A 15,890-nucleotide genomic window follows, 5' to 3' on the forward strand; every position below is an offset into this window, starting at 1 on the left:
GAGGTAAGTACCGCAGTGACAACAGCAGTGACGACAGCAGTGACGGCTGGCTATACGCATACAAATACCGGCAGCAATACGGTAGACCAGGCTCTGCACGTATTGCAGACTGTCTTTGGCTACCCGGCTTTCCGCTCCCAGCAAGGGCAAATCGTCGAGCATGTCGTCAATGGCGGCGATGCCCTGGTGCTGATGCCCACGGGCGGCGGTAAATCTCTGTGCTATCAGATACCGGCTCTGCTGCGCAGTGGCGTAGGCATCGTCGTTTCACCCCTGATCGCCCTCATGCAAGACCAGGTCGATGCCCTGGCCGAGGTAGGTGTACGTGCTGCCTTTTTGAACTCTACCCAGAGCTTTGATGAAATCCTGGCTGTAGAAAAAAAGATGCGCGAAGGCGATATCGACCTGGTGTATATCGCACCGGAACGCCTGCTGACCCAGCGCTGCCTTGAGTTGCTGCAAGTCGTCAACATTGCCCTGTTTGCGATTGATGAGGCCCACTGCGTCTCGCAATGGGGCCATGATTTCCGTCCTGAATACATCAAGCTGTCGGCCTTGCATGAGCGTTTCCCTAACGTACCGCGCATTGCCCTGACGGCCACCGCTGACCAGCAAACCCGCGATGAAATCATCCACAGGTTGCAACTGGAAAACGCGATGCAGTTCGTGTCGTCTTTTGACCGCCCAAATATCCGCTACCAGATCGTAGAAAAAGCCAATGGCCGCAAGCAATTGCTGGACTTCATCACGGCCCAGCATAGTGGTGATGCGGGCATCGTGTATTGCCTGTCCCGCAAAAAAGTCGAAGAAACATCTGAGTTCCTGAATGAAAACGGCATCACCTCCCTGCCCTATCATGCCGGGATGGAGCTGGCTGACCGTAGCCGCAACCAGGCGCGCTTCCTGCGCGAAGATGGTATCGTCATGTGTGCCACCATTGCCTTTGGCATGGGCATAGACAAACCCGACGTGCGCTTTGTCGCCCATCTGGATTTACCAAAAAGCATAGAAGGCTATTACCAGGAAACTGGCCGTGCTGGACGCGATGGTGCCAGCGCCAATGCCTGGATGGCCTATGGTTTGCAGGATGTAGTGCAACAGCGCCGCATGATCGACGAGTCAGAAGCCAATGAGACTTACAAGCGCGTGCAAAGCGTCAAGCTTGATGCCATGCTGGCCCTGTGCGAAACCCTGAATTGTCGCCGCACCCACATACTGGAATATTTCGGCCAGGCCGCCCAGCCCTGCGGCAATTGCGATACCTGCATCAGCCCGCCCAGCTCATTTGATGGCAGTGTGGCTGCGCAAAAAATCTTGTCCACCATTTACCGTGTAGATCAGCGTTTTGCCGCTGGCCATGTCATCGACATCCTGCGCGGCATAGATACCGAACGTGTGCAGCAATGGCGGCATGAAAAATTATCGACTTACGGCATAGGCTCGGACAAGAGCGAGGCTGAATGGCGTGCCTTGTTACGCCAATTAATCGCCCTTGGCCTGGTTGCAGTCGATTATGAAAACTATAGCTCGCTAAAACTGACAGAAGCATCCCGCGCCGTACTACGCGGTGAGATCAAGGTGCAGCTGCGCCAGTACAAAAAAGCTGAAAAAGCCGTCAAACACAAACGCCAGTCCGCTAAGGACTTTGCAGAGTCTGACCTCGACAGCGCCGCACAAACCGTCTTTGACAAGCTGCGCTGGTGGCGCGTAGAAACCGCACGCACTCACAATGTGCCCGCCTACGTCATCTTCCCCGACGCCACCCTGCGCGAAATCGCCCGCCAGCAACCCACCACCCTGCCCGCTTTGCGGGCTATCTCTGGTGTCGGCGACAAGAAGCTGGAGAGCTATGGTAAAGAGATTATTGAGTTGATAGAAGAGTTGCGCGCTTGATACCAGTCGCGCTTTTGGACGCAGCTATTCGCTCTTGCGAGGCTGTCGTCTAAGTCTCAACCCTCCTCACACGAATACCATGCAACAACGCTGTATCGTGAACTTGCTTTGCCAGCTCTGCATCGTCAATCACTAGCGTGGATTTGTTTTGATTGTTTGCAAACAAGTGCCTGGAAGTGTCGGTTACTTTCTCCAGCACGATCAAACCTTCTTTCCGACAATTTGCGGTAATAATTCTTGCCTGTCTTGACTCGAATCTCCCAAGGGAGTAAGTCTGGCTTCCGCGCAGACGGGCAATGACCTGGGCAAGTGGAAGAGAACTAAATTCATGCACGGTACGCCTTACCGCCATCATTTCCAAGTTTGATGGCCCAGTGAGGTCAAATTTTAGCGATAGATCGACATATGCTTGATAAACATAGATCAATTCCCAACCAGGTTGAGAGCCGTCCCAGAGATATTGATATTGAAGAACGACTTGTGTACTCATGTTTTTTATGTTCATTTTGGCTCGATCACCTTGAGGCGAACTTAGACCACATTCCTGGTAAGTGATTGCGAGCAGTTCACCGCTCCTGATGATATCCGTACATTTCCAGCCCAGCGGGCGATTACTCGTTGCTAATGACCACTACGTGGGACAGGCATTGACTGCACTCCTCAACCAAAAACACTCCCCCACATCTGTCAATTCACGAATGACAAAGCCGCGTCTTTCCAGTACACGGCGTAATTTCAGGTTGGGCCTGGCGCAATGTACGGCGTGCACCCGCCATTCCAGAAACTGCAAACCTTCGCGTTGTGCATAGCGATTGGCCAGTGATGCCAGGGCGGGTAAGGCACCTTCGCCGCCGCCATCGACGTGCGCCAGTTCCAGAATGAGGGTGTCGCCAGACACGCAAAAGCGGCCCAGCATGTTGGCTGAGCCGGCCTTGAAGACCAGAGCTTCGTCACTGAGTATGATGGATTGCATCAGTTCAGCAGGAAGGTTCAGGATTTCGTCGGTGGTGTAGCCTTCCAGCAGTATGTTTGACATGGATTTGATGAACGATCAATATTGGTTAAGGATCATATCAAAATTCAGCCAGTCCAGATCCTGTCGTGGCGCAATAGCGGGAGCCGGTCATATCTCGCAGAATGCAAGGTCCTGCTGTCAGATCAAATCGAAACTACCACGTCTGATATCTATAATCCATACATTTCCAAGCAGACGCGCTATTGCACGCCGCTATTCGCTGCTGCGAGACTGTCGCTTGTCCACGCATTTTCTTGATGCCTGTAAATGTAAATTTAACAAATTTCTGCCATTCACATTTTTGGTTATTTAACCAAAATAAGCTTGCAAGCCAATTCAAACACGACTACCATCAAATATTGGTCAAACAACCAAATGAAGGAACTGTCGTGACTAAGCCCATTACACTGCCAACCAAGCCTACGAAAAGTGCCTTCATGACAAGCAAACCCGCTCTCACTGACACCAGAGCGATGGTGGTATTGGTGTTCCTGACCCTGCTCAATATCCTGAATTTTGCTGACCGCTTTCTGATACAGGGTTTTGCGATAGATATGATCAGGGACCTGCATTTAAGCAATCTGGAATTCACTCTCCTGACGGGTTTTGTCTTCACCACTTTTTATACCGTGGTCGGATTGTTCATGGGTGCACTGGCGGACCGGGTGCACAGGCCGCGCCTGATTGCAGCAGGCATCTTTGGCTGGAGTGCCCTGACTGCCGCCACCGGCTTTGCCGGGAACTTTACACAACTGGCATTGGTGCGTATGTTCACCGGTGTAGGCGAGGCTGCACTGACACCTGCGGCCCTGGGCTTATTGGGCGAACGCTTCAAGGCACAGCAGCGCGCATTTGCGGCTGGCTTTTATTATCTGGGGGCACCGATAGGCATAGGCGCAGCTTTCCTGATCGCTGGTACCCTGGGTGCTGCCATAGGCTGGCGCAATTGTTTTTTTGTGCTGGGTGGACTGGGAGTCGTGCTGACGGTTTTTCTGTTCATGCTGCGTGAGCCACGCGACGAACATAAAATGCAGGCCATTATAGAGAACACCAGTCAGCGCCCCTTGCTGGCGGTATTTACTGAAGTCAGGCAGGCACTGCGCGCTTCACCTGCGCTGTGCCTGCTGATACTCGGTGGCGTGCTGATGATTTTTGCCCAGGGTGCTTTTGTGCTTGATCAGTTATGGCTGGTGCAGGAACGGGGTATGCAGGCTCAGCATGCACAGAAACTGGCAGGCATGATGTTTATTGCCGGAGGTGTGCTGGGTTCTCTGACCGGTGGTTATCTTGCCGACAAAATGCAGGCGCGCCGCAAAGCCGGGCGTTTGTGGTTTCTGGTATTGATTTACCTGCTTGGCTTGCCTGTAGCTTATCTGTATCGCCTTGTGGATGCTGGCAGCCCTGCATTTTATACATGTATGTTCATCGGCAGCATGATGATTACCATAGGCTATGGCCCGGTGTTTGCCAGTCTGCAGGACCTGGCACCTACACACCTGAGTTCGACGATGACGGCCTTCATGATCCTCTGCATGACACTGTTTGGCACTTCGCTTGGCAACCTTGCTGTTGGCGTGCTCGCTGATGCCTTCAAAGCAGCAGCCTTCAGTGCCCCCATCAGTAAGGCCGTCATGCTGGCAATGACACCTTGGCTACTGGCTATCCCGTGCTTTGCGCTGGCGGCGCGGATAATGGAAAAATGACTGAACTTATTCGAGTGAAGCGAGTATCGCATCTATCTTCATTTTGGCATCGCGGATGACGGCAAGTTTAGCGTCGGTTTCACTTTTGGCCTTGAATGGCCCGCTAAATTGTTGGGCGATTTCCAGTCCCTGCGCGCCAAACTTCTGTACTTCACCGCTGGCAAACCAATGTCCGTCTTTACGTGGAAATGCGATGACAAAAATATCGTAATTTTTGTAATGCATGGTCGGTGTTCGTTCTATCCTGGTCTCTACCCTGCTGCTCATGTTTTCTCCTGAAAGCTGATCCTGCTGTCTTTCAATACTCGTTTCAATACTCAACCACTGCCATCAATCTGACACCCCGGTGCGCTGCACCGCGCAGGCGTATTGCGGCTTTTTCATTGAAACGGTATTCCAGCCACAGATGATCATTCCCGCTTTGTGAATAGCCCAGACCGAAGCGTGACAAAGCGCCCTGCTTTTCCTGTCTGGGAGCGGGGTTGGCAGACTGCGAATAATATTCTTTAGTCACGCGCGTATACAAATCAGGCCCGTTGGCAGACTGCGTTTTTTCAGGCCGACCCGCAAGCTGCGCTTTGCTAACAGCCGGGACAGGTGGCCCGTTCAAATCTGCCTGTGTGCTGGTATCTGCCCTCGCACCTGGCTCACCCGGCTCTTGTGCCACGTTCACGGCCTGGGGTGTTGCCAAACCCGGGGGCGGTTCGGCAGCATCAGCGCTGGCGACAGAATTGCTTTCACTGGCGCAGCTATATTGCGCATACATCAACAGACTGCATGTGACGAGAACCAGGTAATGAGCGCTCATGATCATCTCTTGGCAAAAATGGAATTCATTACGGTCATGAGCAATACACCATACAAAACAAGCTGTGAAATGCGCATGATCTTCCCCTTGTTAAACTTGCTCAGCCTGTCGATTGCTTAGTCCGCAACCAGGTTCAGATGCCCTGGCAATTTCGAAAACGAACGCCCATGCGGCATATTTATCCTGATGTGGGCATATTCCCATTCAACCTCATTGGCTTCTGCCGCGGCTTTTGCGGTTCTCAAGGCAACGAGCAGCCATTGTTGAGCGGGCGCCTTGTTAATAGCGATGATGATCATGATCCAGCCTCATGCAAAATATTTATATCTTTTTTGCCTGTACTACCGCCCGCCACGCTTGCCTGCATCCAGAGCCTGTTCAAGTTCTGCCTTGTTCATGCCAGAACGTCCACGGATATTTCTCCTGCGTGCTTCTTCATACAATTGCGCATAACTGCGGCCCAAAGGGCCACTGTGAGAACCCGGCCCGCTACGTCTTCTTGCCACTTTCTCAAGCCTTGCACTTGTTAAGTCCTGTCTGTTCTTGTTAACGGAGTCAGAAGCAATTTCTGTAGTGAAACTTTGCTGGTGGACACTTTTATTCACCTTTTCTTTTAACTTCCCGAACTGACGCAATCTTTTTGCGCTCCAGATAGTGTGCGGCATGCTCACTCCTTTTTTTTATCATTTGACTTGCAGGTCCTGCATCCCTGAGCTGTATGGTAGTCACCCATCGCAAGGAACAACATCAGACCAGGATGAAAGTCGCGTAAGACTACGCTGACGTCTTTGTCATGCCGTCAACAAAAGCACAGGGTAAAATCGCACAAATGATCAAAGGGGAAAATTGCCATGCCTGTAAACCCAAGTGAGTATCCACATGTCACGTGCTGAGCGCTTGCTACAGTTGATGCAAATCCTGCGCAGGCATCGTTATCCCGTCAGCGGTGCTGCCTTGTCACAGGAACTGGGTATCAGTCTGCGCAGCCTGTACCGCGATATCGCCACCCTGCAAAACCAGGGAGCAAAAATTGCCGGTGAAGCTGGCGTAGGCTATGTCTTGCAGCCGGGCTTTACCCTGCCACCCTTGATGTTCACTGAAGAAGAAATCGCCGCCATTGCCCTTGGCTCAAAATGGGTGGCGCAACAGGCGGACCATAAACTGGCATTGGCTGCGCGTGATGCACTGGCAAAAATTGCCTCAGTCTTGCCAGCAGAAGCCAGGCTGGAACTAGAGACCTGCGGTTTGCTGATAGGCCCCAGCAGCAAGAACGCTGGCAACGATGAGCAGTTGCGCGAGATACGCCTGGCAATACGCAAACAGCACAAACTGGTACTTGAATACCAGGATGAAACCGGCAAGGCCAGCGAACGCATCATCTGGCCCTGCGCTCTGTCTTTCTTTGATAATCTGCGCATCATCGTTGCCTGGTGCGAATTACGCAATGACTTCAGGCACTTCCGCACTGACCGCATACAGGCCTTGCAGGTGGCAGATCAAACCTACCCGCGCTCGCGCCAGGCCTTGTTGAAGGAATGGCGTGAGCAACAGGGGATCAGGGCCGAGCGCTAAAACAGCCGGGCTGTGCAAAGCAGGTTCCACGCTAAACTGCATATTTGCCGCTAATGCTGATTTCGGTTTTATAATGGGCTTGAGAAGAGCTCAGTACATACACCCAAATTAAGAACAAGAAGATGAAAGCCAAGACGGACCTTACAACAGACACAATCAAGTCCGCCAGCAAAGAACAGCGCCGTTTGCAGATGGCTGATATCGCCAGGCTGGCAGGTGTTTCGACCTCGACGGTGTCACGCGCCCTGAGTGGCAGCACGCTGGTCAATGATGAAACCCGTCAGCGCATTGCCGAACTGGCACGCTCGCTCAAATATTCCATCAATATCGATGCCCGTAATTTGCGCCTCAAGCAGACACGCACGATTGCCGTGGTCGTACCCTTTGATTCTGAAACCCGTCAGCATTTGTCTGACCCTTTTTTCCTCGGTATCTTGGGCAGTCTCGCCGATGCATTGACAGACCGTGGTTTTGACATGTTGTTGTCACGCGTAGATGCAGAACATCTCGATAATGCCGCGCAGATTTTTGATACTGGCCGGGTGCTGGGCGTGATCCTGATAGGCCAGTGGCGTCACCATGACCAGTTGAACCAGTTGGCGGCGCGCCATGTGCCCATCGTGGTATGGGGCGCGCAATTGCCGCAGCAATTGTACGTGACCGTCGGTAGCGACAATGTCACTGGCGGGCAAAAAGCCACTGAGCACCTGCTGCAAAGCGGGCACAAGCGCATTGCCTTTTTTGGGGACACGCAATTGCCTGAAGTGGCGCAACGCTACGAGGGGTATTGCAAGGCGCTGGCGCAGCATGGCATTGCCCTTGATGAAAAACTGGTCGTGCCCGCCTCATTCATAGAAGAAGGCGGCAAGCTGGCAGTGGCAGAACTGTGCAGCCGGAAAATCAGTTTCGATGCCCTGTTTGCCTGCAGTGATTTGCTGGCCATGACCAGTATCAACAGCCTGCGCGAGAAAAATTACCGTGTGCCGGATGACGTGGCCGTGGTTGGCTATGACGACATAGAACTGGCGCGCTACTTTCACCCGCCCTTGACGACCGTGCGTCAGCCCATGGCACAGGCAGGCCTGGCGCTGGTCGATGCCTTGTTATCCCTGATAGAAGATGGGAATAGCGAGGCGCAGTTATTGCCTACCGAATTGATGATCAGGGCGAGCAGTATTTGACTGCAACGTCAGACACGTCCTGCGGGACGGGAAAACCATGGATTATTTGCATTACTGACAATCTATGCAACCGATTGCAATATATTTCAAAAATTCGAAGTATTCCTACAGAAAACTCAAAGACCTCCTCCTGATTTTCATTGTGCATCGCAGCATATATAAGCCTACCCAGTCTTTCTGTTGCTTGCAAAATACATGCGATGACGGCCATTTTTTTTACGCCTCAGAAGATAAAAATACGAGAGATTGCCGGCCAGATTTCATAGTACGCAATCCTTTGCGTCAATATCTCCCCTCCTCATCTTCGTGCATGTCTGAAATTTACCCAAAAGAAATGTTGCACCACTTTATTGCACCGCACCTTTGCAATCGATTGCAATAAAATCCGGTTTACCAGATAATTCTCTACACCTGCACTACAAAAGATCTTCAACAGCGTTTGCCTTGGCAAACCAGGGATCGCAAAAAAAAAGCGTCATAGAGTACGACGGCTGATTGCAATGTCAACAGCCTGAACGTCCAAAGAGCGCGGCGAAAATTGTTGGAGGTCTTTTGTGACTGACACGGCATCACCGCTACCGGCGTGATGCCTGTGCTCAGGCAACAAGGTAAGAGACATGCATGCACAGACCTGTTCTGTGCGGCTTTATAAAAATGATGACAGCGGAGACAGCAATGAAATCATCACACATCAAAATGACGCGCATGGCCAGCGTCATTTCCCTGGCCTTACTGCACATGAACGGTGCTTGGGCACAAGACAACACAGCGGCACAGGATAAAGATAAAAACTCACTGAACCTGAATTCAGTCATCGTGACGGGTACCCCTATAGGCACTTCCAAAATGAAGGCCAGTGTGTCCATCAGTACTATCGATGCTGACCAGATCGCCCAGTCCGCGCCGACCAATGCGGCAGAAATCTTGCGCTCCATCCCTGGTGTGCGGGCAGAATCCTCAGGTGGCGAAGGTAATGCCAACCTGACAGTGCGCGGCGTACCTATTTCTGCTGGCGGTGCGCGTTATGTACAGTTCCAGGAAGATGGCTTGCCGCTGCTGCAATTTGGTGACATCGCCTTCGTCACACCTGACATGTATTTGCGCGCCGATGGCAGCCTTTCGCATCTGGAAGTAGTACGCGGTGGCACGGCATCAACCATGGCCACCAATTCGCCAGGCGGCATCATCAACTTCATCAGCAAGACTGGGAAGGAAAAAGGCGGCAGCATAGGCATCACCAAAGGTGTGGATTTTAGCCAGACCCGCTTTGATTTTGACTATGGCGCTGCCCTGTCTGACAAGACCCGCGCCTTTATCGCTGGTTATTACCGTAGTGGCGACAGTTCACGCCCTGCTGGCATGACAGCGGAAGAAGGCGGCCAACTGCGTGCCAATATCACGCATGAACTGGACAATGGTTACCTGCGCCTGAGTTTCAAGCATCTGGATGACAAAACGCCGATGAATATGCCAGTGCCAGTCAGGACGGTGAATGGAAATATCTCTGAACTGCCCGGCATAGACCCGCGCACCGCCAGTTTTTATTCCCCCTACTGGACCCGCGATATAGTCCTCGATAAAAACAATAACAAGATCGCGACGAATGTGAATGATGGCCTGCATGTCGTCAACAATGCCTTTGGTGCAGAAGCATCCTTGAAGCTGGGCGGTGGCTGGACCCTGGATGAAAAATTCCGCAAGTCGAATAACACAGGCCGCTTTATTTCCATTTTCCCGGCGGATGCAGGCGTGACCGGTGCCGCAGCGACGAACATGACTTATGCTACCGGCCCCAATGCAGGCAAGGCATATACAGGCGCTGCATTTACGGCGACCGTGTTCAATACTTCGATTGATGACCTGGGCAGTACCGTCAATGACATGAAATTGTCCAAAGTATTTGAGACATCCGGTGGCAAGTTCGCCACCACGGTGGGCTGGTATTCATCCCTGCAAAACCTGGGCGTGACCTGGAACTTCAATCAATACCTGATGCAGGCCAGCGGTGACAAACCAGCGCTATTGAATTCAAATGGCACGATTGCTGGCACACCCGGTTTGCTGGCACAAGGTACAGATGTATTTGGCGGCTGCTGCAACCGCAATATCGATGCACAATACAAGACCAATGCCATGTATGCCAACCTCGGTTGGGAAAGCGGCAACTGGAACCTGGATGGTAGCCTGCGCTATGACAAGCAGGATGCCAGCGGCACGTTTATTCAGGCAGTCAATCAAAGCTATCGTGCGGCCAATACCAAATTCATCAACTATGGCGTGAACCATACTTCTTACTCTTTCGGTGCCAATTACCGTGTCACCAAAGACATCGCCGTATTTGCCCGCGTCAGCGAAGGCATCGCCTTCAATGCCGACCGCATCATGTTTGGCAACCCACTCGATGGCAGCACACCGATCAGTACCAATATCGTCAAGCAGACCGAGGCAGGTGTGAAATGGAAAGCAGGCAGCTTCAGCAGCTTTGTGACCCTGTTTCAGGCCAAGACAGAAGAATCGAATTTTGAAGCAACGACACAAAAATTCACCGCCAACAGCTACGATGCCAAGGGTGTGGAAATCGAAGCCAGCTATCGCTACGATGCCTTCCGCGTTACTGGCGGCCTGACTTACACCAATGCCAGCATCACGGCAGCCAATGACAAGTCAGTGGTCGGCAAAACCCCACGCCGCCAGGCCAGCTACACCTACCAGATTGCCCCCACCTATACCATGGGTGAAGCCGTCTTCGGTGCCAGCCTGATAGGCACGGGCAAATCTTACGGTGACGACGCCAACACCCTGATCCTGCCCGCCTTCCACGTCCTGAACGCCTTCATCAACTACAACATCAACGACAAAGTCCAGGTATCCCTGAGCGTCAACAACCTGACAAACAACATAGGCTACACCGAAGTAGAAGGCGACGGACACGCAGCAAGATCCATCAATGGACGCAGTATTAAAGCGTCACTTAAGTATAGTTTTTAAGAGCAAGGGTGGAGCGTAGCGAACTTCCGCGCCCCCCCGTGCGTAGGAAGCGTGGAGGGGGCGTAGCGAGCGGCGTCAGTTTGGGTTGAGAAGCGCAGTCGTACTTTAAGTACGATGAGCATCGCCAACTCAAAATCACGTCGCGCAGTAGTCCCCTCCACGCTTCCGGCAAAAGTCCCTGGTAGCACTTTAGGCTCCCCTACACCCCCAACATGTGGGGGAGCCATTTTTAATGACCCGTTTTTCTAAGGCACTACCTGCACCATGTCTGCCGCAACGAACACAACACCTTTCCTCACAACCCTGCTCAGCAAGCTGGCACCGGGCATGCACGCGCGCATAGAGGCCAGGCTGGCAAAGCATCTTCCCGATTTATACCAAACGCTACAGACACTGTATGGCACTAAATTCAGCAATGAACAAGCGTATGCCACATGGCTGACAGAACTCTTGCAAGTCGCAGGCGAGGCCATCGCAGCACGCCCCCTGCCCCTGCAACTTCTGGATGATGCCAGAAGCACCGACAAAAACTGGTTCACCAAAGAAAACATGCTTGGCTATTGCTGCTATGCTGACCGCTTTGCCGGTGACTTGCGCGGCGTGCAACAACGCATACCGCATTTGCAGGAACTGGGTGTAACTTACCTGCACCTGCTACCCTTTTTAAAAGCCCGCGCTGGTGAAAATGATGGCGGTTTTGCCGTAGCCGATTTTGATGCAATAGAACCGCGTCTTGGCAACATGGCAGACCTGGAAGAACTCAGCACTGCCCTGCGTGCAGCGGGTATCAGCCTGTGTTCTGACTTTATCCTCAACCACGTGGCAGACGATCACCCCTGGGCTATCGCGGCAAAGCAAGGTGACCCGCACTACCGCGATTATTTTTATCACTATCCTGATCGCACAGAACCAGACAATTACGAAAGAAACCTGGGTCAGGTCTTCCCGCAAGTTGCTCCCGGCAATTTCAGCTTTGCACCTGAATTGCAGGAATGGGTATGGACCACCTTCTACCCTTATCAATGGGATCTGAATTACAGCAATCCAAACGTCTTTGCCGACATGGCTGCAGCCTTGTTGCGCCTCGCTAACCGTGGGGTAGAAGCTTTTCGTCTCGATTCCACCGCCTTCTTGTGGAAGCGCGCTGGCACAAAATGCATGAACCAGCCAGAAGCCCACCAGATTTTGCAAGCCTTGCGCAGTCTGGTAGAAATTGCTGCCCCAGGTGTTTTGCTGAAGGCAGAAGCCATTGTTGAGACGGCAGAATTGCCTGCCTACCTTGGCAACAACGACGGTGCAAATTCAAAGCACGAATGCCACCTCGCCTACCACAGCAGCCTGATGGCAGCCTCCTGGGTCGCGCTGGCAGAACAAGACACCAGCCTGATGCGCCATGTATTTGCAGGCACGCCAGCGCAGCCAGAGCAAAGCAGTTGGCTGACTTATGTCCGCTGCCATGACGACATAGGCTGGAATGTGCTGCGGCCAGAAGCAAGTCTGGAAGCAGAAGATGTACAGCAAAGGCTGGCCAGGGTATCCCGCTTCTATAGTGGCGAGGGCAGCTATGCGCGCGGCGCCAGTTTCCAGGCCAATGACCCGGCAGCGGTGCATGGCACGGTAGGCATGGCGGCAGCGTTAACCGGTTTTTCCAGCGCACACACAGCAACAGAAAAACATCTGTCCAGGCAACGTCTGCTACTCTTGTATGGGCTGAGTTTTTGCTTTGGCGGCATGCCGCTGATTTATATGGGCGATGAGCTGGCACAGACAAATGATGACGCATACAGGCAGGTACCCGCACAGGCTGCAGACAGCCGCTGGTTGCACAGGCCAGTCTGGGATGAAGAATTATATGCCCAGCGCCATTCCGGTTCGCATGAAGCGGGTACGGTATTCAATGCGCTTTGTCACTTGTTGCAGCAGCGTAGGCAATTGCCGCAACTTGCTGCGCAGGAAGCACGACAACTGTTGAAAGCAAACAATCCTGCCGTGCTGGCTTTTTTGCGCGGCAGCGTGGATGATCCTTTGCTATTTTTAGGGAATTTTTCAGAGCACAGTATCAGCCTGGATATGGCGGAACTGCTGACGGACCATGATATTCCTGGGCAAGGCTGGGTTGATCAGTTGAGCAAGCTTGATGTTGATCTTACCGTGACATTACAAGCATATTCTCAATTGTGGTTGGTAAGGAAACAGGGGCTTACAATTTAAGTGCTAGTTTGATTAGCCGAAACCCATCCCCACCCTGCCCTCCCCTTGAAAGGGAGGGATTTATGAATGGTATCAAGGATTTGAAACTTGCAATTAAACCGCAACTAAAGCCCGCTAACAGAAAAGAAACCCATGTCACTGCAAAGCAAACCCATCATCATCTTTGGCGAAACCCTGATTGATGATTTCCCTGATCAGCCTGTCGTTGGCGGTGCGCCTTTCAATGTGGCGCGTAGCCTGGGTTATTTTGATTGTGCTCCCCTGATGATTTCTCGCGTGGGTAATGATGCCACTGCGAAATTGATACTTGCTGACATGCAGCGGTTCAAGTTGCCAGTGACTGGTTTGCAAACTGACCAGCTTTACCCCACAGGGCGCGTCAAGGTGACACAAGACAACAGCGCAGACAAGGCCAGTCACAAGTTCGACATCTTGCCTGACCAGGCCTATGACAATATAGAAAGCCATGCAGCCTTAACAGCCATGCTACAGGGTGGCCCTGAACATGACCAGGGCATCTTTTACTTTGGCACACTGGCACAAAGAAACCCTGTATCACGCGCTGCCTTGTATGCCTTGCTAAAAGAGACACTGGCGCTCAAATACCTGGATTTGAATTTGCGTGCCATGCAATATAGCCTGGCTACCATAGAACAGTCATTGCAGTTCGCCGACATACTCAAGGTCAATGAAGAAGAATTGCAGATACTGGCAGAGATTTACCTGGATAAACCCAAGGCAGACAGCGTGGTCACACTGGATGATGCAGATATTCTGATCAATGCAAAAGCATTGATAAGCCTGTTCAAGCTGCAAGCCATTATCACCACCCTGGGTGAACGCGGTTATGCCTATCTGGATGAGGCTGGGCAGTACCTGCGCAGTGCAAGTGAAGCTGTTAAAGTTGAAGTCGTTGATACCGTAGGCGGCGGTGATGCCTTCTCTGCCATCTTCATACTTGGCATGCAGCGCGGATGGCCTTTGCACCTCAGCCTGCAGCGTGCCCACCAATTTGCGGCAGGCATTTGCGGTGTACGCGGTGCAGTTGCCAGCGATGCTGACTTTTATGAACAATGGCAACAACGCTGGAATGCAGAAACCCTGCCAGTCATTGCAAGCAGCGGAGCAAACCCATGAATGCAGCCACAAGCAGCCCGCAACAGGTGACAGGCAAACCCCGACTGTCATTCTGGCAAATCATCAACATGAACTTTGGCTTTTTTGGCATACAGTTCAGTTTTGGCTTGCAGCAAAGCAGCATGAGTCCCATCTATGCCTACCTGGGTGCTGACGAAGCCAGCCTGCCCTATTTGTGGCTGGCCGGGCCAGTGACAGGCCTGCTGGTGCAACCTCTGATTGGTGCCATGAGTGACCGCACCATCAGCCGCTGGGGCAGACGTACGCCTTACTTCCTGATTGGAGCCGTGCTGTGCAGCCTGGGTTTATTGATCATGCCGTTCAGCTCTACACTGTGGATGGCTGCTGGTTTGCTGTGGATACTTGATGCTGCCAATAATGTGACGATGGAGCCCTACCGCGCCTTTGTCAGCGACAAGCTCGATGCCAGCCAGCATTCTGTCGGCTTCCTGACGCAAAGCGCTTTCACTGGTCTGGGGCAAACCCTGGCCTACCTGACGCCATCGATCCTGGTGGTGGCAGGCATGAACAGCAATAGCGTTAACAGCCATCACATTCCCTATATTGTCATTGCGGCTTTCATCATAGGTGCGATATTTTCGATTGCCTCTATCTTGTGGACCTTGAAGACGACGCCAGAAATCCCTTTGACTGCAGAGCAACTGGCGCAAATCAGGCAACAAGCCACCGGCTGGCGCGCCACTCTTGCCGAGATAGGCCTGGCAATAAAAGAAATGCCGCCCACCATGCGCCAACTGGCGCTGGTCAAACTATTCCAGTGGTATGCCATGTTTTGCTACTGGCAGTACATCATGCTGTCACTGGGCCGCAGCATATTTGGCACCAGTGACCCCAGTTCTGCCGGTTTTCGTGAAGCGGGATTATTGAATGGGCAGATAGGCGCTTTCTATAATTTCATCGCCTTCATTGCCGCCTTTGCGCTGGTGCCTTTCACCCGTCGCTTTGGCCCAAAAATCAGCCATGCCACTTGCCTGACACTGGCGGGCTTGTGCATGGTCAGCATACCAGCCATACATACACCAGCGCTCTTATTCATTCCCATGCTGGGCGTGGGCCTGGCCTGGGCCAGTATCATGGGCAATCCTTATATCATGCTGGCAGGCAGCATACCGGCAGAGCGCACGGGGGTGTATATGGGAATTTTCAACATGTTCATCGTCATCCCCATGATCATACAAATCTTCACCCTGCCGCTGTATTACCAGGCCTGGCTGGGTGGCAATCCTGAAAACGTGATCAGGCTGGCGGGTGGCTTGCTGATTTGTGCGGCGCTGGCGGTGGGTATCGTCAAATTACCAAAAAGAACACTACCCACCATCAAGACTTAAACCAGGCCAGGATTACCAGCAACGCCAATCAAA

14 protein-coding genes are annotated in these 15,890 nt (G+C 52.5%); 8 read left to right on the plus strand and 6 right to left on the minus strand.

The annotated features are described in order from the left end of the window. The first annotated feature begins 39 nt into the window (after positions 1 to 39). On the plus strand, positions 40 to 1,893 hold the full coding sequence (recQ, locus tag UNDKW_RS17960; RefSeq protein ID WP_162062004.1) for a DNA helicase RecQ: 1,854 nt from the start codon (positions 40 to 42) through the stop codon (positions 1,891 to 1,893). Positions 1,894 to 1,942: 49 nt separating this feature from the next. Here recQ and UNDKW_RS17965 read toward each other — a convergent pair whose 3' ends face one another. Beyond that, a complete protein-coding gene (locus UNDKW_RS17965) occupies positions 1,943 to 2,383 on the minus strand; it encodes a hypothetical protein (RefSeq protein WP_162059801.1) in 441 nt (146 codons plus the stop codon). Positions 2,384 to 2,524: 141 nt separating this feature from the next. Next, positions 2,525 to 2,929, minus strand: a complete 405-nt coding sequence (locus UNDKW_RS17970) for a hypothetical protein (RefSeq protein WP_162059802.1) — start codon at positions 2,927 to 2,929, stop codon at positions 2,525 to 2,527. Positions 2,930 to 3,297: 368 nt separating this feature from the next. Here UNDKW_RS17970 and UNDKW_RS17975 point away from each other — a divergent pair, with 368 nt between their 5' ends. After that, positions 3,298 to 4,611, plus strand: coding sequence for an MFS transporter (locus UNDKW_RS17975; protein WP_162059803.1), 1,314 nt, complete (start codon positions 3,298 to 3,300; stop codon positions 4,609 to 4,611). Positions 4,612 to 4,617: 6 nt separating this feature from the next. On the opposite strand, the gene UNDKW_RS17980 is transcribed toward UNDKW_RS17975, so the two are convergent. From UNDKW_RS17980 to UNDKW_RS30560, 4 genes are all read right to left on the minus strand, one after another. Further along, on the minus strand, positions 4,618 to 4,878 hold the full coding sequence (locus UNDKW_RS17980) for a hypothetical protein (protein ID WP_162059804.1): 261 nt from the start codon (positions 4,876 to 4,878) through the stop codon (positions 4,618 to 4,620). Positions 4,879 to 4,921: 43 nt separating this feature from the next. Continuing rightward, positions 4,922 to 5,419 carry a hypothetical protein gene (locus UNDKW_RS17985; RefSeq protein WP_162059805.1) on the minus strand — a complete coding sequence of 166 codons (498 nt, stop codon included), beginning with the start codon at positions 5,417 to 5,419 and terminating at the stop codon, positions 4,922 to 4,924. 116 nt (positions 5,420 to 5,535) lie between these two features. Further along, positions 5,536 to 5,718 carry a hypothetical protein gene (locus UNDKW_RS17990; RefSeq protein WP_162059806.1) on the minus strand — a complete coding sequence of 61 codons (183 nt, stop codon included), beginning with the start codon at positions 5,716 to 5,718 and terminating at the stop codon, positions 5,536 to 5,538. A 42-nt stretch (positions 5,719 to 5,760) separates the two neighbouring features. After that, a complete protein-coding gene (locus tag UNDKW_RS30560; RefSeq protein ID WP_232063032.1) occupies positions 5,761 to 5,925 on the minus strand; it encodes a hypothetical protein in 165 nt (54 codons plus the stop codon). Positions 5,926 to 6,298: 373 nt separating this feature from the next. Here UNDKW_RS30560 and UNDKW_RS18000 point away from each other — a divergent pair, with 373 nt between their 5' ends. The 6 genes from UNDKW_RS18000 (at position 6,299) to UNDKW_RS18025 (ending at position 15,857) form a co-directional block, all read left to right on the plus strand. Then, complete coding sequence (locus UNDKW_RS18000; RefSeq protein ID WP_162059808.1) at positions 6,299 to 6,991, plus strand: YafY family protein; 693 nt, start codon at positions 6,299 to 6,301, stop codon at positions 6,989 to 6,991. A 122-nt stretch (positions 6,992 to 7,113) separates the two neighbouring features. Beyond that, a complete protein-coding gene (locus UNDKW_RS18005) occupies positions 7,114 to 8,172 on the plus strand; it encodes a LacI family DNA-binding transcriptional regulator (protein WP_232063033.1) in 1,059 nt (352 codons plus the stop codon). Between the two features lie 675 nt (positions 8,173 to 8,847). After that, positions 8,848 to 11,160: a TonB-dependent siderophore receptor gene (locus tag UNDKW_RS18010; protein WP_162059809.1), complete on the plus strand. Its 2,313-nt coding sequence runs from the start codon at positions 8,848 to 8,850 to the stop codon at positions 11,158 to 11,160. Between the two features lie 264 nt (positions 11,161 to 11,424). Continuing rightward, positions 11,425 to 13,371 (plus strand): alpha-amylase family glycosyl hydrolase, encoded by a 1,947-nt coding sequence (locus UNDKW_RS18015; RefSeq protein ID WP_232063034.1) that lies wholly within the window; start codon positions 11,425 to 11,427, stop codon positions 13,369 to 13,371. A gap of 132 nt (positions 13,372 to 13,503) precedes the next feature. Continuing rightward, positions 13,504 to 14,508: a PfkB family carbohydrate kinase gene (locus UNDKW_RS18020; protein WP_162059810.1), complete on the plus strand. Its 1,005-nt coding sequence runs from the start codon at positions 13,504 to 13,506 to the stop codon at positions 14,506 to 14,508. Then, on the plus strand, positions 14,505 to 15,857 hold the full coding sequence (locus UNDKW_RS18025; RefSeq protein ID WP_162059811.1) for an MFS transporter: 1,353 nt from the start codon (positions 14,505 to 14,507) through the stop codon (positions 15,855 to 15,857). The genes UNDKW_RS18020 and UNDKW_RS18025 overlap by 4 nt, the downstream gene beginning before the upstream one ends. Positions 15,858 to 15,890: the final 33 nt, after the last annotated feature.

Source organism: Undibacterium sp. KW1 (genome assembly GCF_009937955.1).
GTDB lineage: Bacteria > Pseudomonadota > Gammaproteobacteria > Burkholderiales > Burkholderiaceae_D > Undibacterium.

What these genes read in the sequence shown, in the direction of transcription:
- UNDKW_RS17965 (WP_162059801.1), bottom strand. Translation starts at nt 2,383, where the DNA reads ATGAGTACACAAGTCGTTCTTCAATATCAATATCTCTGGGACGGCTCT.
- UNDKW_RS17970 (WP_162059802.1), bottom strand. Translation starts at nt 2,929, where the DNA reads ATGTCAAACATACTGCTGGAAGGCTACACCACCGACGAAATCCTGAAC.
- UNDKW_RS17980 (WP_162059804.1), bottom strand. Translation starts at nt 4,878, where the DNA reads ATGAGCAGCAGGGTAGAGACCAGGATAGAACGAACACCGACCATGCAT.
- UNDKW_RS17985 (WP_162059805.1), bottom strand. Translation starts at nt 5,419, where the DNA reads ATGAGCGCTCATTACCTGGTTCTCGTCACATGCAGTCTGTTGATGTAT.
- UNDKW_RS17990 (WP_162059806.1), bottom strand. Translation starts at nt 5,718, where the DNA reads ATGATCATCATCGCTATTAACAAGGCGCCCGCTCAACAATGGCTGCTC.
- UNDKW_RS18000 (WP_162059808.1), top strand. Translation starts at nt 6,299, where the DNA reads ATGTCACGTGCTGAGCGCTTGCTACAGTTGATGCAAATCCTGCGCAGG.
- UNDKW_RS18005 (WP_232063033.1), top strand. Translation starts at nt 7,114, where the DNA reads ATGAAAGCCAAGACGGACCTTACAACAGACACAATCAAGTCCGCCAGC.
- UNDKW_RS18010 (WP_162059809.1), top strand. Translation starts at nt 8,848, where the DNA reads ATGAAATCATCACACATCAAAATGACGCGCATGGCCAGCGTCATTTCC.
- UNDKW_RS18015 (WP_232063034.1), top strand. Translation starts at nt 11,425, where the DNA reads ATGTCTGCCGCAACGAACACAACACCTTTCCTCACAACCCTGCTCAGC.
- UNDKW_RS18020 (WP_162059810.1), top strand. Translation starts at nt 13,504, where the DNA reads ATGTCACTGCAAAGCAAACCCATCATCATCTTTGGCGAAACCCTGATT.
- UNDKW_RS18025 (WP_162059811.1), top strand. Translation starts at nt 14,505, where the DNA reads ATGAATGCAGCCACAAGCAGCCCGCAACAGGTGACAGGCAAACCCCGA.